Genomic DNA, 21,679 nt, shown 5'->3' with positions numbered 1-21,679 from the left:
GGGGTTGCGTTGATCAGCAGTATCGTCATTCATCGGTCGGCCGACACAGGCGCGGCCGAAGTGCAGGTCCTGGACACGACGTTCAAGGGCAAGCGTATTTTTGTTGCCTGGGGCCTGCGTGGCCTGGAATTGACCCGCGAAGCCGAACCAGAAGATACGGTCGCGGCCCGCCATGCCTTGCGGCTGGTTTCCCGTCAGGCCGACGGTCCGCGCAGCAGCGAGATTTTCATCGCCAGCCAATCGGGCGTTGCCATCAGTGTCTACCGCATGCTGACCGAAGCCCGCAGCGGCGACGCAGTATTCTTCCTGTGCGATTCGCCAGCGGTAGTGGAATGGCTGGTCACTTCGCTGGCGGTGCAGCCGGAATCGCCCGCGTGACCGTGCGTCATGCCAACGCCGCGTCCACCGCCGCGCGCGCATGCAGCGTCGTGGTGTCGAACAGCGGCACCGGGCTGTCTTCGGCACGTACCAGCAGCATGATTTCGGTACAGCCCAGGATGATCGCTTCGGCACCGCGGGCAACGAGGCGTTCGATCACCTCGACGTACACCTGCCGTGATCGCTCGTTGACCACGCCGGCGATCAGTTCCTCGTAGATGATTGCGTGCACATCGCGGCGGTCGTCGGCCTCCGGAACCAGTACGTCCAGGCCGAAGCGCTCGCTCAGGCGGCCACGGTAGAAGTCTTCCTCCATGGTGAAGGCCGTGCCGAGCAGGCCGACGCGCTGTAGACCGGCCTGCACGATCGCCGTGGCGGTCGGGTCGGCGATGTGCAACAGCGGCAGCGGGCAGGCTGCTTCGATCTCACCAACAAGCTTGTGCATGGTGTTGGTGCAGATCAGCAGCAGTTCGGCGCCACCCGCCTGTAGCCGCTGGGCAGCATCGACCATCTCGTTGCCCAGCGCATCCCAGTCGCCGTCGTGCTGCAGCTGTTTGACGCGGGCAAAATCCAGCGACCACATCAGCAGCGGCGCCGAGTGCGCGCCGCCCAGCCGTGCGCGTACTTCTTCATTGATGAGGCGGTAGTACTGCGCCGAACTTTCCCAGCTCATGCCACCGATCAGGCCAAGCGTCTTCATGCGTGTCTCCGTGCCGGGGAGTGCCATTGCAGCACAACCGAGGCCAGGACGCTGCGTGCCGGCGTGATCGGGGCGCGCCATCGCAGGCGGACCCGCCGCCGCAGCTGCCGGCACGCCTGATCGGCGTGATAATGGGGTACGACAGGCAGAGGGCAGGGCGATGGGCGAATGCTGTGGCTGCGGCAAGACGCTGGATGTGGCAGCCATGCAGGCGCGCCACCGGCGGGTGCTGTGGATCGTGCTGCTGATCAACCTGGCGACGTTCCTGATGATGGTCGCTGCGTCGTGGTACAGCCACTCGTCCTCGCTGCTCTCCGGTGCGCTGGACAACCTGGGCGACGCCACCACCTACCTGCTGAGCCTGCTGGTGGTGGGCGCCGGCGTGGCGGCCAAGGCGCGGGTTGCCTTGTTCAAGGGCGTGCTGATCCTGGCGGCGGCGGTGGCAGTGGCGGTACAGATCGGATGGCGGCTGGCGCATCCGCAGGTTCCCCTGTTCGAAAGCATGGGCCTGGCCGCGCTGCTGAATCTTGCCGCGAACGGTTTCTGCCTCTGGCTGCTGACGCCCTATCGCAATGACGACGTGAACCTTGCATCGGCCTGGGAATGCGCGCGCAACGATATCTTCGAGGGCATTTCGGTGCTGCTGGCGGCGGCGCTGGTGGCGCTGTTCGGTGCCGGTTGGCCGGACCTGCTGGTCGCGGCCGCACTGCTGGTCGTGTTCCTGCGCTCGGCGCTGCGGGTGCTGCGCATCGCGATGACCGAGCTGCGCGCGTCACGTGCTGCCAGCGGCTGAGCCGCAGCAGCTGTAACCGTCGAATCGACCCGGGACTGTGCATGGTGGTGACAGCCGCTGCACACTATCCTTGCAGGCATTATTCCGGTGGACGAAGTGATGGCCCTGCATACCTGGTGGTGGTTCCTGGCGACAGTGTTCGTGCTGTGCGGCACGCCGGGTCCGAACATGCTGCACATCCTGGGGCGCAGTGTCGGCCTGGGCTTCCGTCGCAGCGTGCCCGCCATGGCCGGTTGCCTGCTGGCGATGCTGCTGGTGCTCGCGGCGTCCGCGGCCGGCCTGAGTGCGGTGCTGCGCTCGTCGCCGATGCTGTTCGATGTGCTGCGCTATCTGGGTGTGGCCTACCTCGCCTGGCTGGGCATCAAGGCCTGGCGGGACAGCTGCCGGCAGGCGCCGGTGGCGACAGACGTCGATGCAGCGCTGGCGCCGGTGCACGGTGCCTGGGCAGTGTTCCGTGGTGGTCTGCTGGTTGGGCTGAGCAATCCCAAGCTGCTGCTGTTCGCCGCCGCGTTCCTGCCGCAGTTCGTCGACCCCGCGCGTGGCCAGGCCGTGCAGTACACGGTGCTGGTGGCCACCTTCGCTACCTGCGAACTGTTCTGGTACGTGATGTACGCGGCGGGTGGACATGGGCTGCGCCGTTGGCTGGCAAAGCCCTTTGCGCAACGCTGGTTCGAACGCCTGGTCGGCAGCGTGTTTCTCGCCTTCGCCGTGGCGCTGCTGCGCTTCCGGCCGCGCTGAGCCGGATCGTTTCACGCCGCGCCTGCGACCTGTTCACACGTGTGGCATCGCGGCCTGCCTAACCTGATCACACCTTCAGTATTCCCGTCAGGGAGAGGATCGACATGATCAAGTGGGCCATCATTTTCGCCATCATCGGCCTGATCGCCGGTGCGCTGGGTTTCGGCGGTATTGCCGGCGCCGCGGTGGGCATCGCCAAGTTCCTGTTCTGGGCCGGCATCATCATTGCCGTTGTACTTTTCGTGCTCGGCATGACCGTCGCGAAGAAGGTGGCCTAGCGCCGCAGTTGCGGTTCGTGCAGCGGCGTGCTCAATGCGCGCTGCTGTGCGAGAACAGGTTGATGACCAGCACGCCGGCACAGATCAGGCCGATGCCGATCAGTGCCGGTGCATCCAGGCGCTGCTTGAAGACCAGCAGGCCGATCAGCGAGATCAACACGATGCCGACGCCGGACCAGATGGCATAGGCAATGCCGGTGGGGATCGACTTCATCGTCAGCGACAGCAGGTAGAAGCACACACCGTAACCGGCGAGCGCGCCCAGCGTCGGACCGAGGCGGGTCATGCCTTCGGATGCCTTGAGCAGGGAGGTGGCGATCACTTCCAGCACGATCGCGCCGGCCAGGTAGAAATAGGGGTTCATCGCAGTTTCCCGTTCATGCCGGTTCGCACAGCTTCAGTGCTTCCAGGGCCATGGCCTGGGCATTCTGGCGTTCGGTTTCGTCCAAGGGCCGCCCGTAGGCGGTAGCCCAATAACCATCGGCAACGCAACGCGCAGCGTACAAACGCGGATCGCAGGCTTCAGCCGGAAACTCGGCCAGCATGCCGCGCATCCACGTGCGCCAATGGACCAGCAGCGCTGGCTCCAGCATGTTGCCCATGGTGAGCCCGATATCGTTGATCTGCTCCTGCTGCAGCAGATGGTCGAAATTGACCTGCACATAGGCACGGCTGAAGCCGCCATGGCGAGGCGGGGACTGTCGCAGCACCTCGCGCACCCTGTCCTCGAAGTCGGCGATGAGCGAGGTCAGCGTTGCCTCGACCAGGTCCTGCTTGCTGCTGAAATGATGGAACAGCGCGCCCTTGCTGACACCGGCCGCGTCGGCAACGTCCTGCACGGTAAGGGCCGCCAGTCCATTCTGGCCGATGGTCTGGGCGGTCGCGTGCAGCAGCGCCTGGCGCACGCTGTCGGGCGCCTTGCGACGGGAGCGGGGAGGGGATGCTGGCATGGGGGAACGAAACCGACTGGACGGTATGATTGTAGCGCGGGGGCGATGCGCCCGACGCGCACGATCAGTTCAGCAGGTCACTGCAGATAGAACGCGATGCCGGTGCCGAGCTGCAGGTCGGGGCTGTTGCGATTGAGGCCCAGATCGAAAGAGGCATCCAGCTGCACGTTCGGCCGCAGCATCCAGGTCAGGCCTGCGCCGGCGATGGCCTGGTCCGGTTGCTGGTTGGCGTGGGTGAAGCCGGCTTCGATGTAGGTGCCAAACCGATCGGTCACGCTCAACGCGAGACTTGGCGACCAGGTCGTGCTGCGCTGGCCCGCGCCGCGCTGATGACTGCCATACAGCGCACCGCTCCAGCGGTCGTTGAAGGTGTGCTCGACGCTGCCGCCCAGCGCGTACTGGCGGCCGTCGCTGAAGGCGGCATCGCCACGCGCGATCACAGCGCTGGCCAGCAGCGCCCAGGCCGTGCGCTCGGTACTGCCGGGGCCGGCCCATTTCACTCCGACGGTGCTGTCGCCGGCGCCGCGCTGCTGGGTGCGCGGCATGTCAGGGCCACGTTCGCGCTGGCGCTGCCACGGGGTGGATGCCAGTTGAAGTTCCCAGCCTGGTGCGAGCCCGGTGCGCAGCAGCAGGTCGCTGGACAGCGACGTCGTACGCAGGCCGTCGCGATCACGATCACGTTGATAGCTGGGCAGGCCCACTTCGACGGCAAGGCCGCCACGCGGCACCGTGTCGGTGCCGAAGCCGATGCCGGGACGGTCGAAGCTGGGAGCGTCTGCGGCCAGCACCGGGGTGCTGGCCAGCGACAGGGCGATCAAGAGAGTGGGACGCATGCGGGCTCCGTTTCGCAAGGATGTTTTCAGCATGCGCGGCGATACCGTGCGCGCGGTGTGAGCCGCGCCGTTCAGTCGCCGATGCGGGCGAAGCGTGGCTGTGGGCCGTGCTCGCCGGGCACCTGTTCAATGAACATCGGATAGGGACGCACCCACAGTCCGCCTTCGCCGTACAGCGCGCGATATAGCACCATCGGCTGCAGCGTTTCACTGCTGCGGACGATGTCGATCACCTCGTACTCGCCACCTTTGAAGTGGCGGTAGCGGCCGGGTGCCAGCGCCGGCAGCGGGGACAGATCGGTCATTGGCGGCATCCGTTACTTGCGCGCCGGCGACGCCGGGGTGGCACAGTAGGCATCGATGGCTTCGGCGGTGTTGGCCAGGCCCTGTGCCTGTGCCAGTTCCCACGGGCGCTCGCAGCGCTGGCTGCGCTCGCACCACTGATAGCCGGCCGAACCGATGCATCCGTGCGCATCACGATCACCACCGACCACGGGTGTGGCGGCGTCATGGGACACCGGCTTTTCCGGACTGGCACACGCGGCCAGGGCCAGCAGCGGGATCAGGAACAGGACTTTCATGGGTTCGGCTCCGTGCCGTAAACCGATAGTCTGTGCGCTCCCCGTAGCAGCGGCAAGTCTCGCTGGCCGAGCCTCAACTCAGCGATGCGCGGACCAGTTCCTCGATCAGTACCACGTAGCTGGCGGCAAAATAGAACTTCAGCAGCGTCGAACGCTGCAGTGGAAGCGAGGTGCGCATGTGGAAGGGGCCCCTGTTGATGACGGTAGTGTGAAGCGCGGCTGACTCCGTGACAAGGGTCACGGAATTGGTTTCCTAAATGGCCTCAGGGATGTGATGGAGGGCGCTTTCTGAGGTGCCGGCAGGGAGTTTTCGGATAAATCCGATAGGTCTTGCCCGGGGCGCTGGCTAGGCTGGTCGGGCATCGGAGATCGGCCTTTCGCCGGTCCCGCATTTCCCGGAACCGCAGGAGCCCCCATGGTCATCACTGTCCAATGCAATGCCCAGCGCTGGTCCGTCATGGATCCGCAGACACGCGCGACCGAAGAGTTCAGCACCGGTGCGGCCGCCTTCGACGCCGCTGCCTCGCGGGCCAGCGAACATCACTGCCGTACAGGCCAGCACAGCACCGTGCGCGTGGAAGCACTGGGCACGGCGGTCGACGCGCTGCACTTCGGCCGCTGAGCCGCCGCAGCCGCAGTCAGTTGCGGTTGGGTTGGTTGAATGGGGGAAAAACCGCCGTCGCAGCTCCCTCTGTGCGCCACGCCCGGAATCCCCGATGCTTGCCTCCACCGTATTCACCTGGAGACGAGGGATGGGCAAGGGACTCACTTGGCGCACCGTGGCGTGCACCCTGTTGCCGATGATGGCTGCCGCTGGCGGCGCGCATGCGCAGAACTATGGCTACGACGATCGCTACGATGATCGTGGCGGCAATGGCATCGTGCGTTGCGAATCGATCAAGAACCGCAGCAATGAGTGCCGGCTGGAAGGGCGCGCGCGCATGATCCGCCAGCTGTCAGGCTCCCCCTGCGTGGAAGGCGAGACCTGGGGCCAGTCCCGTTACGGTGTCTGGGTTACTCAGGGCTGCCGTGCCGAATTCGTCGGTGAATACCGGCGACCGGGCGGTGGCGGCGGTGGTTGGGGCGGTGGTGGTGGCAACGGCTGGGGCGGGAGCCAGTGGGGTGGCGGCGGCCAGGTGATCGCCTGCCATTCCAATGACCGGCGTCAGCAGTACTGCGATGCACAGGTTCGTCGCGGCGTGCGTCTGGTACGGCAGGAATCGCGCAGTGCCTGCATCGAAGGCCAGAGCTGGGGCTGGGACCGTCGTGGCATCTGGGTCAGCAATGGCTGCAGGGCCCAGTTCCAGGTGAACTGAGCGGCTGCCGCAATCGGCTCAAGATCAGAAAAATCTGATAGCGATCACACTTCTTTCCTCGTATTGTCGACTCCCGGGACGCCTTGCGCGTCCTGGTTCGCACTGGCCATCCCTGTCGTGCCTGGTGCGGTCATTCTCTCGTCGTCGATACGCTGTTCAAGGAGTGAGCAACGCATGTTGATCCGACTGCAATGTGAGCATCGCCAATGGCGCGTGCTGCACCCGGACAAGCCGGAACCGATCGAGTTCCGCGATGGCGTCCGTGCCTTTGATTTCGCCGAAACCCTGGCCCGCCTGCATTTCACCGATACCGGCCAGCGCGCCTCGGTGCGGGTGGAGTCCAGCGGTGCATTTGTCGAGGCGATCAGCTACGGCTGAGAGCGCCGCTTGCCGGCGGGGTTTGCGGCATCCACGCATGGCGTGGATCTACTTTTGCGCCACCAGCACCCTGGTAGATCCACGCCATGCGTGGATGAGGGGCGTGGGGAGCCACGCATGACGTGGCCCCATAACCCCGGCGGTGCTCAGCCCGCCGCGCTCAGTGGCGGATTGCCGGCGGCCAGCTGCGGCCAGCGCTTGAGCAGGGCGGCACGGATGCCGGCCGCATCGATGCCGGCCTCGGCCAGCAGGTCCTCGCGGCTGGCGTGATGCTGGAAGGCATCGGGCAGGCCCAGGTGCAGGATCGGGCGCAGCACGTCCTCGGCATTGAGCAGTTCGGCCACGGCCGAACCGGCGCCGCCGGCCACCACGTTGTCTTCAATCGTCACCAGTGCGTCGTGCTGATTGGCCATGGCCAGCACCAGCTCGCGATCCAGTGGCTTGATGAAACGCATGTTGACGACGCTCAAACCCAGTTCGCGACCCACCTGTTCGGCGGCGGCGACGGTGCTGCCGAAGGCGAGCAGGGCGACGCGGTTGCCCTGCAGGCGCAGCTCGCCCTTGCCGATCGGCAGGGTCGACAGATCGCTGCCGGCATCCACGCCGGTACCGCTGCCGCGTGGGTAGCGCACCGCCGCTGGGCCGGGGTGCTGCAGGCCGGTGCTGAGCATCTGCCGGCACTCGGCTTCGTTGGACGGGGCCATCACCACCATGTTCGGCACGCAGCGCAGGAAGCTGAGGTCGAGGTTGCCGGCGTGGGTTGCACCATCGGGGCCGACGACGCCAGCGCGGTCGATCGCGAACAGCACATCCAGATCCTGGATGGCCACGTCATGCACCAGCTGGTCGTACGCGCGCTGCAGGAAGGTGGAATAGATCGCGACCACCGGCTTGCCACCCTGGGTGGCCATGCCTGCAGCCAGGGTCACCGCGTGCTGCTCGGCGATGGCCACATCGAAGTAGCGCTGCGGATATTCCCTGCTGAAGCGCACCAGGCCCGAGCCTTCGCGCATCGCCGGGGTGATGCCATACAGACGCGGCTCGGCGGCGGCGGCGTCGCACAACCAGTCGCCAAACACATCGGTATAGGTGGGTTTCTTCGCGCCGGTCTTGGCCACCAGGCCCTTGTCCGGATCGAACGGGCCCACTGCGTGGTAACCGATCTGGTCACCTTCGGCCGGCTCGTAACCCTTGCCCTTGGTGGTCATGACATGCAGCAGCTTCGGGCCCTTGGAGGCACGCAGCGTCTTCAGCGCGGACAGCAGCGCCGGCAGGTCATGGCCGTCGATCGGGCCGGTGTAATGGAAGCCCATTTCCTCGAACATCGTGGACGGCACGAACATGCCCTTCCAGTGTTCTTCCCAGCGCTTCACGAAACGTGCGGGGTTGTTCTTCTTGTCGCCGAGGATCTTCTTGCCGCCTTCCCGCAGCGCATTGAGCGTGCGGCTGCCGGTGGCGCGGCCGAGCATCTTGGTCAGCCCGCCCACTGCCTCGGAGATCGACATGTTGTTGTCGTTTAGGATCACCAGCAGATTCGGTTCCGGTTCCATGCCGCCGGCGTGCATCAGCGCTTCGAACGCCATGCCGGCGGTCATCGCGCCGTCGCCGATCACGGCCACGACCTTGCGGTCGTCACCTTCGGTCTGGCGCGCGATGGCCATACCCAGCGCTGCCGAGATCGAGGTCGAGGAGTGGCCGACACCGAAGGTGTCGTATTCGCTCTCTTCGCGCTTCGGGAACGGCGCGACGCCATCCTTCTGCTTGACGGTGTGGATCTCGTCGCGGCGACCGGTAAGGATCTTGTGCGGATACGTCTGGTGGCCGACGTCCCAGACCAGCTGGTCAACCGGGGTCTGGTACAGGTAGTGCAGGGCCACGGTGAGCTCGATCACGCCCAGGCCGGCGGCGAAGTGGCCGCCGCTTTTGCCAACCGATTCGATCAGGTAGGCACGCAGTTCATCGGCAACCGCCGTCAGTTCGGATTCGTCGAACGTGCGCAGGTCATCCGGTGTCTGGATGCGCGCGAGGCGGGGATAGCGGGCAGAGTCGATCATCATGTTCGCACTTGTTCTGAACGCCCATTTTCGCCCTCAAACGGGGGTGGGGCAAGCAAACGCCGCGGTCCGTGACAGGACGGTGAGGGTTGCAATTTCAGGTGTTCAGGTGCAGAGCTTGGACCGCTTGGGCAGCTGGGCCCTCAGGAACGCCATCTGGTCGGCCAGGATGTTGCGGTTGGACAGGATCAGGTGCTCGATCCAGCTCGGCCGGTAAGGCACTGCCAGCAGCGGCATGCCGGCCTGTTGCGGGGTGCGGTCACTCTTGCGCGAATTGCAGTGGAAGCACGCGGTGACTACGTTTTCCCAGGTATCCAGGCCGCCTTTGGACAAGGGCATGACGTGGTCGCGGGTGAGGGTCGGGCGTCCGAACTGCTGGCCGCAGTAAAGGCAGAGATGGGCATCACGGGCGAACAAGGCCGGGTTGGTCAGGTTCGGTGTCGGGTCCAGCGCGCGTGAGCGGGCGTGGCCGCGCGCGGCGATGATCGGGTGCAGGTCCATCCCGCTCTGCATGCCACTGCGACGATTTGTCCCACCGTGGATGTGCAGGCAGGGGTCGCCGAGTGTCCAGGCGACTGCATCGCGGGCGTAGAGGCAGGCGGCGTCCTGCCAGGTGATCCAGTCCAGGACCCGCCCATGGCCATCAAGTGAGAGCAACCGGACCGTGCCGGGGCGATGCAGCGTCGTGACGTTGGGCGATGCTTCGGCGCCCGGAGCAGAAAACGGAGCTCCGGCTTCGATCAGACCCAAGCGTGTAGTGTCTGTCTCCATCGGGAAAACAGCTTATACCTGAATTGTTGCGTTTTGGGTATCGCCACTTGGGCGATACCCAAAACGCAACAATTCAGGTCCACGCATTCCTCCTAATCCCCGCGCCTTCGGCGCGCCCCCTTTAACAAAAGGGGGCTCTTCTCCAGATGGATTTCGGGGGTTTGCATCCACGCGTGGCGTGGATCTACGTGTCGACCAAGGTCGACACCTACCAACAGCCGCGGGGAACTGTCAGGGGCGGGGCGGCGTGGGTTGGCAGGACCGTTGGCGCCATGGATGGCGCCATCGAGCCCCCAGGGATGGGTTTACGGCGTGTCCTGCCAGCCCATACCGCCACGCCATCCCGCAGGAAACCAGCCGTTGCTGTTGCTGTCGCAGTTGCCGGCCAGCGGCCGGCACTACCTCGGGTGCCGGGCGCGGCCCGGCTCAGGCGCCGAAGCGTTCGTCGTCCATTGCCATCAGCGGTGCGGCACCCGCTTGGATGGCGGCGGCGTGGCTGAGAGTGCGCGGCAGCACGCGGGCGAAGTAGAAGCGCGCGGTCTCGCGCTTGCCCTGGGCAAACGCTGCGCCGTGTGCGCTGGCATCAGCGGCGGCAACGCTGCGGGCCCACCAGTAGGCCAGCACCACATACCCCGAATAGAACAGGTAGTCGTAGCTGGCTGCGCCCAGTTCGTCCGGGTTGGCGGCCGAACGCTGCAGCACGTCCATCGTCAGCTTGCCCCACTCGGCGGCCTTGGCGCGCAGCGGCCCGATGAACTCGGCCAGGCTTTCGTTGCCTTCATTTGCCTTGGCGAACGCTTCGATCTCGGCCAGCATCAGCTTCAGGCCAGCGCCTTGGCTGGACGCGGTCTTGCGGCCGATCAGGTCCAGCGCCTGGATGCCGGTGGTGCCTTCATACAGCGTGGTGATGCGGGCATCGCGGGCCAGCTGTTCCATGCCGTGCTCGCGGATGTAGCCATGGCCACCGAAGCACTGCAACGCGTTGTAGGTGTTCTCGATGCCCCATTCGGTCTGGCAGGCCTTCGAGATCGGGGTCAGGAAGCTCACCAGGGTGTCCGCGCGCTCGCGCTCGCCGGCATCGTCTGCATGGTGGGCGACGTCGATCAGGGTGGCGGCGTGCAGGGCCAGCAGGCGGCTGCCTTCCACCAGCGACTTGATGGTCAGCAGCATGCGGCGCACGTCCGGATGCACCAGGATCGGATCGGCCGGCTTGTCCGGGAACTTGGCGCCGCTGAGCGAGCGCGACTGCAAGCGCTCACGGCTGTACTTCAGCGCGTTCTGGTAGGCGCGCTCGGACAGGCCGATGCCCTGCAGGCCGACGCCCAGGCGAGCAGTGTTCATCATGGTGAACATCGCCTGCAGGCCCTTGTGCGGCTGGCCGACCAGGTAGCCCTGCGCGCCATCGAAATTCATCACGCAGGTGACCGAGCCCTTGATGCCCATCTTGTGCTCGATCGAGCCGCAGCGCAGCGCGTTGCGCTCGCCGACGTTGCCGTCGCGGTCGACCTTGAACTTCGGGGTGACGAACAGCGAGATGCCCTTGGCGCCCGGGGGAGCGTCGGGCAGCTTGGCCAGCACCAGGTGCACGATGTTGCCGGTCAGGTCGTGCTCGCCGGCGGTGATGAAGATCTTGGTGCCGCTGATCGAATAGCTGCCATCGGCGTTCGGCTCGGCCTTGGTCTTGAGCAGGCCCAGGTCGGTGCCGCAATGCGGTTCGGTCAGGCACATGGTGCCGGTCCAGCGGCCTTCGATCAGCGGCTTCAGGAACGCCTCGTGCTGCCAGGCTTCGCCGTGCTGCTTCAGCGCTTCGATGGCGCCGTGCGACAGCAGCGGGAAGTTGCCCCAGGCGAGGTTCGCGGCGTTGATCATTTCATTGAGCGGCACGCCCAGCGTGTGCGGCAGGCCCTGGCCGCCCAGTTCCGGTGACGCGGTCAGGCCGGTCCAGCCGCCGTCGACGAACTGGTCGTAGGCCTGCTTGAAGCCGGGCGGAGTGGTCACTTCGCCGCTGGCCTGGTCGAGCACGCAGCCGATCTCGTCGCCCACGCTGTTGAGCGGGGCCAGTACGCTGGCGCTGAAGCGGCCGGCTTCTTCCAGCACAGCATCGACGACATCGGCGGTGGCGTCGGTGAAGCCCAGGCGGGCGAACAGCGGCTCGACCTTCAGCACATCGTGCAGGCCGAAACGAAGGTCGGAAAGCGGGGCGGTGTAGCTGCTCATCGGTGCGTCTCGATTTGATCAGTAACAGGGGGAGCGGCGCGATGCGTCGCGGCGAAAGGCGGAAATCAGCGCAGCACGCCGGGCAGGCCCGGGGCCTGGTTCAGCGTGCTGCGGCTGTTGATATCGAAGGTGCGTTGCTTCTTTTCCTGCGGCGTGGCCGACACCGTGCCCTTCAGGCTGTAGGCGAGGGTACGGTTGCTGGCCAGCGCGTCGGCGATCACCAAGCGTGCGGCCGGGGTGGGCTTGAAGTTCACGTTGATGACATCGGCGGAGACGCCGCCGATGGAGATGCCCGGCTTAGCCGACAGCGGGCCGGCCTCGGTGTCGCCGATGGTCAGGGCCAGTGCGACGTCGTCGAAGCTCATCGGCATCGAACTGTAGTTCTGCAGACGCAGGGCGACGGTCCAGTCGCCATTGGCCTGCACCGTCAGCTGCTGCAGGCTCGCGGCCGGTTCCGAAACACGCTTGACGATGCCATCGCCGCAAGCGGCCAGGGCCAGGGTGCACAGGACGATCAAGACGGTACGGAAGCGGTGGAGCATGGGCGCAGGTCCTCTGAGGGCGGTGCGTGGGATAAGCATACTACGGCGTATGGTTGAATGGGTCGCCTGCGGCGACCGGCCACAGAGGGTAGCGCGTGAAGATGTACGCGAGGCGTGCGCGATGCCGGATTGCGGACGTGGCGTGCGCCGGTTGGGCGATGCCTCAGTCGGCGGGGGTGTCGCGCAGGGGCGCCATCATGCGCAGCGGTGCGAGGTCGTAGCCCATCGCTTCGGCCTTGGCCTTGAGCCGGTCGAACAGGGCGCGGTCCATCTCCGGCAGGCGCGCGAGGATCCACAGATACTTGTGGCCGGGCTCACCGACCATCGCCCACTGGTAATCCGGGTCCAGCGCGATCACCCAGTAGTCGGCCCAGACCAGCGGCACCCAGCTCAGCCAGTCGGGAACGAAGCGCACCTGCAGCTGGCCGGGCTGTCCCGCAACGGGCCGCGCCACGCCTTCGGCGACAACCCGCTCGCCATCCGCCTTGCGGCAGGCATTGGTGACGCTGATGCGGCCATCGCGGCGCAGCCCGTAGTTGGCGGTGATCTCGCCCACGCACTGCTTCTGGAACGACACCGGCAGATGTGCGATCTCGTGCCACTGCCCGGCGTAGCGATCGATGTCCAGTTCGCTGACGGCGTGCACGGGCTCGGCAGCGAGTGCCGGTGCGGCGAAAAGCAGCAGGCAGGCGAGCAGGGCAGGGCGCAGATGCATGGGTCGGCTCCGGGCAGGACTCTGGAGCGTAGGTTGCCCGGCACGCGGAGGTGTGAATGTTTCGTCAACCCACGTGTCGCATCCGCGCAGGATCGATGCGGCGCGATCCACGTGCTGCATGGTCGGAAAGTCACAGACAAAAAAAGACCTGCATTTCTGCAGGTCTTTGAACATGGTGGCCGAGGACGGAATCGAACCGCCGACACGGGGATTTTCAATCCCCTGCTCTACCAACTGAGCTACTCGGCCATGTAGAAAAAAAAGACCCGCATTTCTGCAGGTCTTCGAAAGTGGTGGCCGAGGACGGAATCGAACCGCCGACACGGGGATTTTCAATCCCCTGCTCTACCAACTGAGCTACTCGGCCACTTGTTTCGTTGCAGCGATGTCGCTGCCGAGGACGCGCATATTACGGACGTAGGACAGGTTCGGCAAGCGTTTTGGAAAAAAACCTTCACATTGGTGTCTGCGGCCGGTGGAAGGCCCTGCAAGTGGTTGATCCTGCGTTGAGCTGGCTTGGCCGGAAATGCTGGACGCGGAAAACAGCGACCCGTGGCTGACACCAAAGCTGACAGGGCAAGCGATGCAGTGGTGGAGTGGGGAAGGCGCCGATGGAACGCTGTTTTCATCGCACCCACGGCGGCAGGGCACGGCGTACTGTCTCGGTTCCCCTCCCCGACGCTGCCCGCAGCAGAGCCATTGGACATGTCCGATTCAACCACCCGCATCGTGCTTGCCTCGCGTCCGCAAGGTGCGCCGGTCGCCGCCAACTTCCGCCTCGAGCAGGCACCGCTGCCAGCATTGGCCCCGGGCCAGGTGCTGCTGCGCAACCGTTACCTGTCGCTGGACCCGTACATGCGCGGTCGCATGGACGAGGGCCCGTCATATGCGCCGCCGGTGGCCGTGGATGCGGTGATGGAGGGCCAGACCGTGGCCGAAGTGCTGCAGTCGCAGGCGCCTGGCCTGGCGGTGGGCGACCTGGTGCTGGCCCCGGGTGGTTGGCAGACCCATGCCGTGGTGGCGGGCGATGCGATCAGCCGGCGCCTGGATCCGGCCGGGCTGCCGCTGAGCACGGCGCTGGGCGTGTACGGCATGCCGGGGTTCACCGCGTACTCCAGCCTGATCGAAATCGGCAAGCTGCAACCCGGTGAGACCCTGGTGGTGGCCGCTGCAAGTGGGCCGGTCGGTGCCACCGTGGCCCAGTTGGCCAAGCTGCAGGGCGCGCGCGTGGTCGCCATCGCGGGTGGCGAGGCCAAGCGGGCGTACCTCGAAACACTGGGCGTGGATGTGGCGCTGAACCATCGCGCCTCCGATTTTGCCGGGCAGCTGCGTGCTGCTGTACCGGATGGCATCGACGTGTATTTCGAGAACGTGGGCGGGCATGTGCTCGACGCCGTGCTGCCGCTGCTCAATGATTTCGCGCGCATTCCAGTGTGCGGCACCATCGCCACCTACAACGCCCGCGGCGTCGCGCAGCCTGGGCCGGATCGGCTGCCGGCGCTGTTCAGCCAGATCCTGCGTCAGCGGCTGACCGTGCGTGGCTTTATCGTCCACGACTTCAAGCATCTGTGGCCGGATTTCGAGCGCGACATGCCGCAGTGGCTGCGCGATGGGCGCATCCAGTACCGCGAAGACGTCGTGCAGGGGCTGGAGAGCGCACCCGAAGCCTTCTTTGGCCTGCTGCAGGGGCGCAACTTCGGCAAGCTGGTGGTGAAGCTGGATTGAGCGACTGCTTCGCGGACCTGGATCTGGACGCATGCCGCTTACAGGATGGCGTCGGCGCTGCATCGGTGCGAAGGCTGCACGCGCTGTTCGCGGGCAGCCGACCGCCGCATCACGCAGGCGCGGATAGCGTTGTCTTCGTTACGTCGGCCTGTTGCCGGCGTTGTGGGAGCGATTCATGACCGAACACGACAAGAAGACCTCGAACGCCCACGAAGGTGTGCAGGAAAGTCGGCAGGACCGGCAGCAGGATGAAGTGGCCAAGCAGCGCCCTGGCCAGCAGGACCAGAAGGTACGTGACGCGCATTCGCGTGCACCGGTGCGCAAGGACGGCGGGCAGGACCCTGCCTGAGCGGTTCGCCAAAACAGAAAGCCCCGGCAGTGCCGGGGCTTTCTGTTTTTCATATGGTGGAGCCAAGGAGGATCGAACTCCTGACCTCGTCATTGCGAACGACGCGCTCTCCCAGCTGAGCTATGGCCCCAAGGGGTTGTTGCATCCCGTGGGCAGCGGAGCTGGCGCCACGTGACGTCCCTAGCATAGCGCTGGCCGGTGCCGGCTGCAAAGGGGCAGGCCGAATACAGCGGCGCAGATGATCTGCGCCGCTGCAGGCCTGGCTCAGGGCAGCAGGGCCGCCGCGCGCTGGATCGCGATGTCGGTCGCAGCCGACACGCCATGCAGGTGGATGCAGGCGTGGATCATTCCCGGCAGGCGCTCCAGCGTGCAGTCCACGCCCGCGTCCCGCAGGTGCGCAGCGTACTGTTCAGCTTCGTCGCGCAGCGGGTCGAACTCACAGCTCAGTACCGTGGCCGCCGGCAGCCCGCGCAGATCGCGGGCGTGCAGGGGCGATGCCAGCGCCTGTAGGCGGTCACCGTCGCCCAGATAGGCCTGCCAGCAGCGCTGCATCAGTTCAGCGCTGAGGTAGTGGCCGTCGGCGAACTCGCGGTAGCTGCTGCTGGCCATGGTGGCATCCAGTGCCGGGTACAGCAGCAGTTGATGCGATGGCAGCGGCAGTCCCTGATCGCGCAGCAGCAGGCAGCACGCGGCGGCGAGATTGCCACCCGCGCTGTCACCACCGATGAGCAGGCGCGCTGGATCAAGACCCAGGTCTGCGGCATTGGCCTGCAGCCACAGCCAGGCATCGGCGACGTCGTGCAGCGGCGTCGGGAACGGATGTTCCGGCGCCAGGCGATAACCGACGGCCGCGATGACATGGCCGCTGGCATTGGCCAAGGCCCGGCAGGGGCCGTCATAGACCGCCAGCGAGCACTGGAACCAGCCACCGCCGTGGGCGAACAACAGGGCAGGGCGCGGTTCGGCGCTGTTGGTAGCGGGCGTGTACAGGCGCACGACCAGCGCATGGCCGTCGCGCGCGCTGATGACGTGCTCCACGACATGCGATACCGCCTCGGTGGCACCCTGCAGCGTGGGCAGCGCCTGCTCGCTGAGTGCGCGCAGTTCCAGCAGATCGTCCGGCAATGGTTGCGCCGCCACTGCATCCACGAACGCCTGCAACGCAGGTTCAAGCGGCATGGTCAGCCTCCTGCAGGAACGGCAGCAGCTGGGCGAGGAAGGCCTGCGGTGCTTCTTCCATGATGAAGTGGCCACAGCCCGGAACGACGCTGCCGCGCAGGTCATCGGCGTGCGGTTGCAGGGTCAGCATCGGGGCGTTGCCGGTGGCGTGCTCGGCGCCGATGGCCAGCACCGGCATCGTCAACCGGCGTTGTGCGCGGACCTGGTTCTGGCGGATGGTTTCCGGGATCGCGCGGTACCAGGCAAACCCTGCACGCAACGCGCCGGGCCGGCTGTAGGCGGCGATGTAGGTTTCGCTGGCCACCGCATCGCGCCGGTAGGACCAGCGGTCGAACATGAAGTCCAGATAGGCGCGCTCGCGACCGCTGATGAGTGCTTCGGGCAGATCGGCCACCTGGTTGAACATGAAGTGCCACAGGAAGATGTTGTCGGCCGGTGCGGCGAAGATGCCCGGCTCAGGTGCCAGCCCGGGAATCACCGCCTCGGTGACGGCCAGGCGCTGTACCGCCTGCGGCTGGTCGCTGGCCAGCGCATAGGCGATCCACATGCCGATGTCATGGCCGACCACCTGGTAGCGCTCGTGGCCGAGGGCCTGCATGGTCTGGTGCAGTACCGCGGCGGCACTGCCGGTGTCATAGCCGTGCGCGGGACGATCGGATTCGCCGATGCCGGGCGGATCGACCGCGATCGCTTCGAAGCCGGCCTCGGCCAGCGCATGCAGCACGTGGCGCCAGGCGTACCAGGTCTGCGGCCAGCCCGGGATCAACAGCACCGGTTGCCCGCTGCCGGCGGAGACGCAATGCACGCGCTGGCCGTCGATGCGCAGGTAGTGGTGGCGCAGGGTATCGTCGCCGGAGGTGCCAGCGGTGGGGATGTTCTTCATGGGAATGTTCCTGTGGGGGCTCAGGCGATGCCGAGCATGTGCTGCATCTGGGCGCTGCTGATCGGCGCGCCGGCGAAGTCGTCGAAGATCTTGTCGGTGACCGGGATGATGTGGTCGCGGATGAAGGCGGCGCCTTCGCGCGCACCGGCTTCCTGGTCCTTCAGGCAGCACTCCCATTCCAGCGTTGCCCAGCCGGCGTAGTCGTACTGCGCCAGCTTGGAGAAGATCGACTTGAAATCGACCTGGCCATCGCCCAGCGAGCGGAAGCGGCCCGCGCGTTCGGTCCAGTCGGCATAGCCACCGTAGATGCCTTGGCGGCCATTGGGGCGGAACTCCGCGTCCTTGACATGGAACATGCGGATCAGCGGATGGTAGATGTCCAGGAACTGCAGGTAATCCAGCTGCTGCAGCACGAAGTGGCTGGGATCGAACAGGATGCGGCAGCGCTCGTGCTGGCCCACGCGCTCGAAGAAGCGTTCGAAGCTGGTGCCGTCGTGCAGGTCTTCGCTGGGATGGATTTCGTAGCAGAGGTTGATGCCGTTGTCCTCGCAGGTATCGAGGATCGGCCGCCAGCGGCGCGCCAGCTCATCGAATGCTGCATCGATCAGGCCCGGCGGACGCTGCGGGAACGGGAACAGGTAGGGCCAGGCGAACGAGCCGGAGAAGGTGCCCATGTCCTGCAGGCCGAGCCGGCGCGAGGCGCGGGCGGCCAGATGCAGCTGCTGCTGTGCCCATTCGCTGCGTGCCTGCGGATTGCCGCGCAGCGCCGGCGGGGCGAAGCCATCGCACAGTTCGTCGTAGGCCGGATGCACCGCCACCAGCTGGCCGAGGATGTGCGTGGTCAGTTCGCTGACCTGCAGGCCGTGCTCGGCCAGGGTGCCACGCAGGTCGTCGCAGTAGTCCTGGCTGTCGGCAGCGGTGGCCAGGTCGAACAGGCGCGCGTCCCAGGCCGGAATCTGCAGGGCCTTGAAACCGTGGCCGGCTGCCCAGGCGGCGATGCCGGACAGGCTGTCGAACGGCGCCTGGTCGCCAGCGAACTGCGCCAGATGCAGGCTGGGGCCTTTGAGGGTTTGCATGTGTTGCTCCAATTGTTTGTCGGTCGACAAAGAATAGGCGCGTGCATCGGGATGGTCAACACCCGCGTTACACTGCGCGCCTCAGAACGGCAGGCAGGCAGATGGCAGGGCGACCGCGCGAATTCGACAGGGACCAGGCATTGCGCAGGGCGATGCTGCTGTTCTGGCAGCACGGCTATGAGGGCACCTCGATGTCGGCCCTGGTCGAAGCGCTTGGCATTGCCTCGGCGCGCATCTACGCCGCGTTCGGCAGCAAGGAGCAGTTGTTCCGCGAAGCGGTGGCGCTGTACGAAGAAGGCGAGGGCGGCTTCGCGCCGCGCGCGCTGGAACAGGCATCACTGCGCGATGCGATCGGCAGCATGCTGCGTGATGCCGTGCTGACCTATACCCGTCGTGGTCGTCCGCATGGCTGCCTGGTGGTGTCCTCGGCCAGCAGCGTGTCACCGGAGGGCGAGGGCGTGCGTGACTGGCTGGCCAGCCATCGTCGCCAGCGCACGGCGGCGATCATCGCGCGGCTGCAGCAGGCGCAGGCAGCCGGCGAGCTGTCTGCCGATCTGTCCGTGCAGGCCCTGGGCGATCATTTCGCCACGGTGCTGCATGGCATCTCGGTGCAGGCGCGTGATGGGGTCAGCCGCGAGCGCCTGCTGGCGATGGTCGAGGTTGCGCTGGCGCCGTTGCCGCAGCAGGGCTGAGGCCGGACTGTGCCGAAAACGGCTTGATGCCCCCGCTGTCTGCCGGCGCAACGAAATTGTAACAATTTGGAGGATAATGGCCGCTTGCGCAGTTTTCCTCCTATTTGCCGCCCGGTCAGCGCAGGCCGCACGGACGCCTCCTCAGAGCTTTCGATGCCTTCCCATTCCGATTCCCGCCGTTCGTCGGGCATGTCGTCCTCCCTCGTTTCCTTCCGTCGCCATCCGCTGGCCCTGGCCTGTGCAGGCCTGGCGTTGGCAGCCAGCTTCGGTGCTGCCGCGCAGGACAGTGCGCCGACCCCGACCGGGCTGGACACCATCACCGTGACCGCCGAGCACCGCGAGCAGAACCTGCAGGAAGTGCCGGTGTCGGTTGGCGTGGTGCAGGGCGAGCGCATGCGCGACTTCACCGCCGGCGGCGACGATACCCTGCTGGCGCTGTCCGGCCGCGTGCCGAGCCTGTATGCGGAAACCACCACCGGCCGCATCTTCCCGCGCTTCTACATCCGCGGCCTGGGCAACATCGATTTCTACCTGGGTGCCTCGCAGCCGGTGTCGATCATCCAGGACGACGTCGTGCTGGAGCACGTGGTGCTGAAGTCCAACCCGGTCTATGACGTGGACCAGGTGGAAGTGCTGCGCGGTCCGCAGGGCTCGCTGTTCGGCCGCAACACCACCGCTGGCATCGTCAAGTTCGACACCCTCAAGCCGACCCAGGACTACAGCGGCCGCGTCAGCGCCAGCTATGCCTCCTACAACAGCGTGTCGATCGACGGTGGCTTCGGCGGCCCGATCAACGACATCGCTTCGTTCCGCGTGTCGGCCCTGTACCAGCACCGCGACGACTACGTCGACAACACCTACACCGGCCCCAGCGCCGACGGCACGGTCAGCCCGAAGAAGAACGCCATGGGCGGCTTCGACGACCGCAACGTGCGCGCGCAGCTGCTGCTGACCCCGAGCGACCAGTTCTCGATCCTCGCCTCGGCCCACGCCCGCGACTACGAAGGCACCTCGACCCTGTTCCTGCGCAATGCGCTGACCAAGGGCTCGAACAAGACCGACGTGCCGCGTGACCAGGTCGCCTATGACGAGGCCGACAACAACCCGCAGGCGTACAAGACCTACGGCGGTTCGGTGAAGGCGCGTTATGACTTCGGCGCGATCGATTTCACCTCGATCACCGCCTACGAAACCACCTCCGGCTACAGCCGTGGTGACACCGACGGTGGCGCTGCGGTCAACTTCCCGGTCAATGGCGTGCCGAACGGCTATGGCCAGTCGATGGGCCAGATCCGTGACCTGGACCAGTGGACCCAGGAATTCCGCTTGGCCAGCCACGATGACAGCGCCCTGCAGTGGCAGGCCGGCGCGTTCTACTTCAACGGCAGCGACACCACCGACTTCTACCAGCGCGCCTGGTTCCTGAAGGGCGCGGCGCGCAACCCGAACAACTGGGTGCGGCTGCGCAACAAGAACACCTCGTGGGCCGGTTTCGGCCAGCTCAGCTACGCCTTCACCGACAAGTTCACCGTCACCGCCGGCCTGCGCCAGACCCGCGATGAGAAGCACACCCGCCTGCTGAAGACGGCTGATACCACCGCCGGTCTGGTCACCTACAAGGGCCGCACCGACGTCAAGATGACCGACACCACCCCGAGCTGGGATCTGAGCGCGATGTATCAGATCACCCCGGACGTGAGCGTCTATGCGAAGGTCGCGCGCGGCTTCCGTGGCCCGACCATCCAGGGCCGTTCGGCCGTGTTCAACGCTGACTTCACCACCGCTGATTCGGAGACGATCCTGTCCTGGGAAGCGGGCGTGAAGAGCAGCCTGTGGGACAACCGCCTGCGCTTGAATGCCACCGCGTTCACCTACACCGTCAACGACATCCAGCTCAACGGCAACGATTCGGACGGCAACGGCGTGCTGTTCAACGCCGACAAGGCCAAGGCCTACGGCTTTGAAGCGGACATGGAACTGCGCCCGATCCCGAACCTGACCCTGAGCGCCGGCCTGAGCCTGCTGCACAGTGAGATCAAGGACAAGCGCGTGTATGCGCAGGTCTGCGCACTGAACGGCAAGGTGGTGTGCACCGTCGATGACCCGACCATCAAGGTCGGTGCCAACACCTTCGCCCAGATCGATGGCAATCCGCTGCCGAACGCGCCGAAGTACAACATCAACCTGGCTGCGCGTTACGACTTCCCGCTCAGCGATGCAGGCACGATGTTCGTGTCCACCGACTGGAACAAGCAGGGCTACACCAGCTTCGTGCTGTATGACAGCCAGGAGTTCAACTCCAAGGGTGATTTCGAAGGCGGCCTGAAGATCGGCTACTCGGGCAACTACGGCGCGTATGAAGTGTCGCTGTTCGCGCGCAACATCACCAACGAGAAGAACCTCAAGGGTGTGATCGAGAACTACATGGCGGCGGTCTACAACGAACCGCGCACCGTGGGTGTGTCGCTGAACATGAACTGGTAAGACGCATCGGTCGGTACCGCACGCGGTACCGACACCTTTGCACTACC

The 21,679-nt window shown here is 65.9% G+C and carries 25 protein-coding genes and 3 tRNA genes; 11 read left to right on the top strand and 17 right to left on the bottom strand.

Annotated features, from left to right (window positions below; genetic code table 11):
• Window positions 1-9: 9 nt before the first annotated feature.
• Window positions 10-378 (top strand): hypothetical protein, encoded by a 369-nt coding sequence (locus tag MRBLST15_RS08410; RefSeq protein WP_265953863.1) that lies wholly within the window; start codon window positions 10-12, stop codon window positions 376-378.
• Window positions 379-385: 7 nt separating this feature from the next.
• On the opposite strand, the gene MRBLST15_RS08405 is transcribed toward MRBLST15_RS08410, so the two are convergent.
• On the bottom strand, window positions 386-1,078 hold the full coding sequence (locus tag MRBLST15_RS08405; protein ID WP_367785661.1) for an aspartate/glutamate racemase family protein: 693 nt from the start codon (window positions 1,076-1,078) through the stop codon (window positions 386-388).
• 160 nt (window positions 1,079-1,238) lie between these two features.
• Between MRBLST15_RS08405 and MRBLST15_RS08400 the strand changes: the two genes are divergently transcribed.
• The 3 genes from MRBLST15_RS08400 (at window position 1,239) to MRBLST15_RS08390 (ending at window position 2,887) form a co-directional block, all read left to right on the top strand.
• Window positions 1,239-1,871: a cation transporter gene (locus MRBLST15_RS08400; protein WP_367785660.1), complete on the top strand. Its 633-nt coding sequence runs from the start codon at window positions 1,239-1,241 to the stop codon at window positions 1,869-1,871.
• A 99-nt stretch (window positions 1,872-1,970) separates the two neighbouring features.
• Complete coding sequence (locus tag MRBLST15_RS08395; RefSeq protein WP_099819122.1) at window positions 1,971-2,609, top strand: LysE family translocator; 639 nt, start codon at window positions 1,971-1,973, stop codon at window positions 2,607-2,609.
• Window positions 2,610-2,713: 104 nt separating this feature from the next.
• Entirely contained in the window at window positions 2,714-2,887 is a 174-nt protein-coding gene (locus MRBLST15_RS08390; protein WP_025876319.1) for a DUF1328 domain-containing protein, read from the top strand.
• Between the two features lie 31 nt (window positions 2,888-2,918).
• Here MRBLST15_RS08390 and MRBLST15_RS08385 read toward each other — a convergent pair whose 3' ends face one another.
• The 5 genes from MRBLST15_RS08385 to MRBLST15_RS08365 all read right to left on the bottom strand — a co-directional run bounded on the left by MRBLST15_RS08385 (window position 2,919) and on the right by MRBLST15_RS08365 (window position 5,251).
• Complete coding sequence (locus MRBLST15_RS08385) at window positions 2,919-3,251, bottom strand: SMR family transporter (protein WP_089236273.1); 333 nt, start codon at window positions 3,249-3,251, stop codon at window positions 2,919-2,921.
• A 13-nt stretch (window positions 3,252-3,264) separates the two neighbouring features.
• Window positions 3,265-3,837, bottom strand: a complete 573-nt coding sequence (locus tag MRBLST15_RS08380; protein WP_265953855.1) for a TetR/AcrR family transcriptional regulator — start codon at window positions 3,835-3,837, stop codon at window positions 3,265-3,267.
• Window positions 3,838-3,914: 77 nt separating this feature from the next.
• Window positions 3,915-4,670 carry a transporter gene (locus MRBLST15_RS08375; RefSeq protein ID WP_312705997.1) on the bottom strand — a complete coding sequence of 252 codons (756 nt, stop codon included), beginning with the start codon at window positions 4,668-4,670 and terminating at the stop codon, window positions 3,915-3,917.
• Window positions 4,671-4,741: 71 nt separating this feature from the next.
• Window positions 4,742-4,975, bottom strand: a complete 234-nt coding sequence (locus MRBLST15_RS08370) for a DUF1653 domain-containing protein (protein ID WP_099819082.1) — start codon at window positions 4,973-4,975, stop codon at window positions 4,742-4,744.
• 12 nt (window positions 4,976-4,987) lie between these two features.
• Window positions 4,988-5,251 carry a hypothetical protein gene (locus MRBLST15_RS08365; protein ID WP_265953849.1) on the bottom strand — a complete coding sequence of 88 codons (264 nt, stop codon included), beginning with the start codon at window positions 5,249-5,251 and terminating at the stop codon, window positions 4,988-4,990.
• 415 nt (window positions 5,252-5,666) lie between these two features.
• On the opposite strand from MRBLST15_RS08365, the gene MRBLST15_RS08360 reads away from it, so the two are divergent.
• The 3 genes from MRBLST15_RS08360 (at window position 5,667) to MRBLST15_RS08350 (ending at window position 6,945) form a co-directional block, all read left to right on the top strand.
• Window positions 5,667-5,873, top strand: a complete 207-nt coding sequence (locus MRBLST15_RS08360; protein ID WP_265953847.1) for a hypothetical protein — start codon at window positions 5,667-5,669, stop codon at window positions 5,871-5,873.
• A 130-nt stretch (window positions 5,874-6,003) separates the two neighbouring features.
• Complete coding sequence (locus MRBLST15_RS08355) at window positions 6,004-6,567, top strand: DUF3011 domain-containing protein (protein WP_367785840.1); 564 nt, start codon at window positions 6,004-6,006, stop codon at window positions 6,565-6,567.
• Window positions 6,568-6,741: 174 nt separating this feature from the next.
• Window positions 6,742-6,945, top strand: coding sequence for a hypothetical protein (locus MRBLST15_RS08350; RefSeq protein ID WP_265956069.1), 204 nt, complete (start codon window positions 6,742-6,744; stop codon window positions 6,943-6,945).
• A gap of 146 nt (window positions 6,946-7,091) precedes the next feature.
• Here MRBLST15_RS08350 and dxs read toward each other — a convergent pair whose 3' ends face one another.
• The 7 genes from dxs to MRBLST15_RS08315 all read right to left on the bottom strand — a co-directional run bounded on the left by dxs (window position 7,092) and on the right by MRBLST15_RS08315 (window position 13,611).
• Entirely contained in the window at window positions 7,092-8,999 is a 1,908-nt protein-coding gene (dxs, locus tag MRBLST15_RS08345; protein ID WP_032951912.1) for a 1-deoxy-D-xylulose-5-phosphate synthase, read from the bottom strand.
• A gap of 105 nt (window positions 9,000-9,104) precedes the next feature.
• Window positions 9,105-9,770 carry an HNH endonuclease gene (locus tag MRBLST15_RS08340; RefSeq protein ID WP_205404742.1) on the bottom strand — a complete coding sequence of 222 codons (666 nt, stop codon included), beginning with the start codon at window positions 9,768-9,770 and terminating at the stop codon, window positions 9,105-9,107.
• A gap of 426 nt (window positions 9,771-10,196) precedes the next feature.
• The gene (locus MRBLST15_RS08335; RefSeq protein WP_265956040.1) at window positions 10,197-11,987 is read right to left on the bottom strand and encodes an acyl-CoA dehydrogenase C-terminal domain-containing protein; all 1,791 of its coding nucleotides are present in this window, start codon (window positions 11,985-11,987) and stop codon (window positions 10,197-10,199) included.
• Window positions 11,988-12,052: 65 nt separating this feature from the next.
• Window positions 12,053-12,529, bottom strand: a complete 477-nt coding sequence (locus MRBLST15_RS08330; RefSeq protein WP_265956042.1) for an LEA type 2 family protein — start codon at window positions 12,527-12,529, stop codon at window positions 12,053-12,055.
• A gap of 163 nt (window positions 12,530-12,692) precedes the next feature.
• Window positions 12,693-13,244, bottom strand: coding sequence for a lipocalin family protein (locus MRBLST15_RS08325; protein ID WP_367785659.1), 552 nt, complete (start codon window positions 13,242-13,244; stop codon window positions 12,693-12,695).
• Window positions 13,245-13,417: 173 nt separating this feature from the next.
• Window positions 13,418-13,493, bottom strand: a tRNA-Phe gene (locus MRBLST15_RS08320).
• A 42-nt stretch (window positions 13,494-13,535) separates the two neighbouring features.
• Window positions 13,536-13,611: transfer RNA gene (locus tag MRBLST15_RS08315), tRNA-Phe, on the bottom strand.
• A gap of 338 nt (window positions 13,612-13,949) precedes the next feature.
• On the opposite strand from MRBLST15_RS08315, the gene MRBLST15_RS08310 reads away from it, so the two are divergent.
• Window positions 13,950-14,969 (top strand): NADP-dependent oxidoreductase, encoded by a 1,020-nt coding sequence (locus MRBLST15_RS08310; RefSeq protein ID WP_367785658.1) that lies wholly within the window; start codon window positions 13,950-13,952, stop codon window positions 14,967-14,969.
• A 175-nt stretch (window positions 14,970-15,144) separates the two neighbouring features.
• On the top strand, window positions 15,145-15,318 hold the full coding sequence (locus MRBLST15_RS08305) for a hypothetical protein (protein WP_165787239.1): 174 nt from the start codon (window positions 15,145-15,147) through the stop codon (window positions 15,316-15,318).
• Between the two features lie 54 nt (window positions 15,319-15,372).
• Here the strand turns inward: MRBLST15_RS08305 and MRBLST15_RS08300 are convergent.
• The 4 genes from MRBLST15_RS08300 to MRBLST15_RS08285 form a co-directional block, all read right to left on the bottom strand.
• Window positions 15,373-15,448 (bottom strand) — tRNA-Ala (locus tag MRBLST15_RS08300).
• Between the two features lie 134 nt (window positions 15,449-15,582).
• On the bottom strand, window positions 15,583-16,497 hold the full coding sequence (locus MRBLST15_RS08295) for an alpha/beta hydrolase (protein WP_367785657.1): 915 nt from the start codon (window positions 16,495-16,497) through the stop codon (window positions 15,583-15,585).
• Entirely contained in the window at window positions 16,487-17,380 is an 894-nt protein-coding gene (locus tag MRBLST15_RS08290) for an alpha/beta fold hydrolase (protein WP_205404733.1), read from the bottom strand. Before MRBLST15_RS08290 ends, MRBLST15_RS08295 begins: the two co-directional genes overlap by 11 nt.
• Window positions 17,381-17,400: 20 nt before the next feature.
• A complete protein-coding gene (locus tag MRBLST15_RS08285) occupies window positions 17,401-18,456 on the bottom strand; it encodes a sugar phosphate isomerase/epimerase family protein (RefSeq protein WP_312706007.1) in 1,056 nt (351 codons plus the stop codon).
• Between the two features lie 101 nt (window positions 18,457-18,557).
• On the opposite strand from MRBLST15_RS08285, the gene MRBLST15_RS08280 reads away from it, so the two are divergent.
• Window positions 18,558-19,148 (top strand): TetR/AcrR family transcriptional regulator, encoded by a 591-nt coding sequence (locus MRBLST15_RS08280; RefSeq protein ID WP_205404731.1) that lies wholly within the window; start codon window positions 18,558-18,560, stop codon window positions 19,146-19,148.
• A gap of 153 nt (window positions 19,149-19,301) precedes the next feature.
• Entirely contained in the window at window positions 19,302-21,632 is a 2,331-nt protein-coding gene (locus MRBLST15_RS08275) for a TonB-dependent receptor (protein ID WP_312706005.1), read from the top strand.
• Window positions 21,633-21,679 lie beyond the last annotated feature (47 nt).

This window comes from Stenotrophomonas sp. LST15-1-1.1 (assembly GCF_040815575.1).
GTDB lineage: Bacteria > Pseudomonadota > Gammaproteobacteria > Xanthomonadales > Xanthomonadaceae > Stenotrophomonas > Stenotrophomonas lactitubi_B.
Note: the sequence above shows the minus strand (reverse complement) of the source record. Positions and strands in the feature narration are given on the sequence as shown.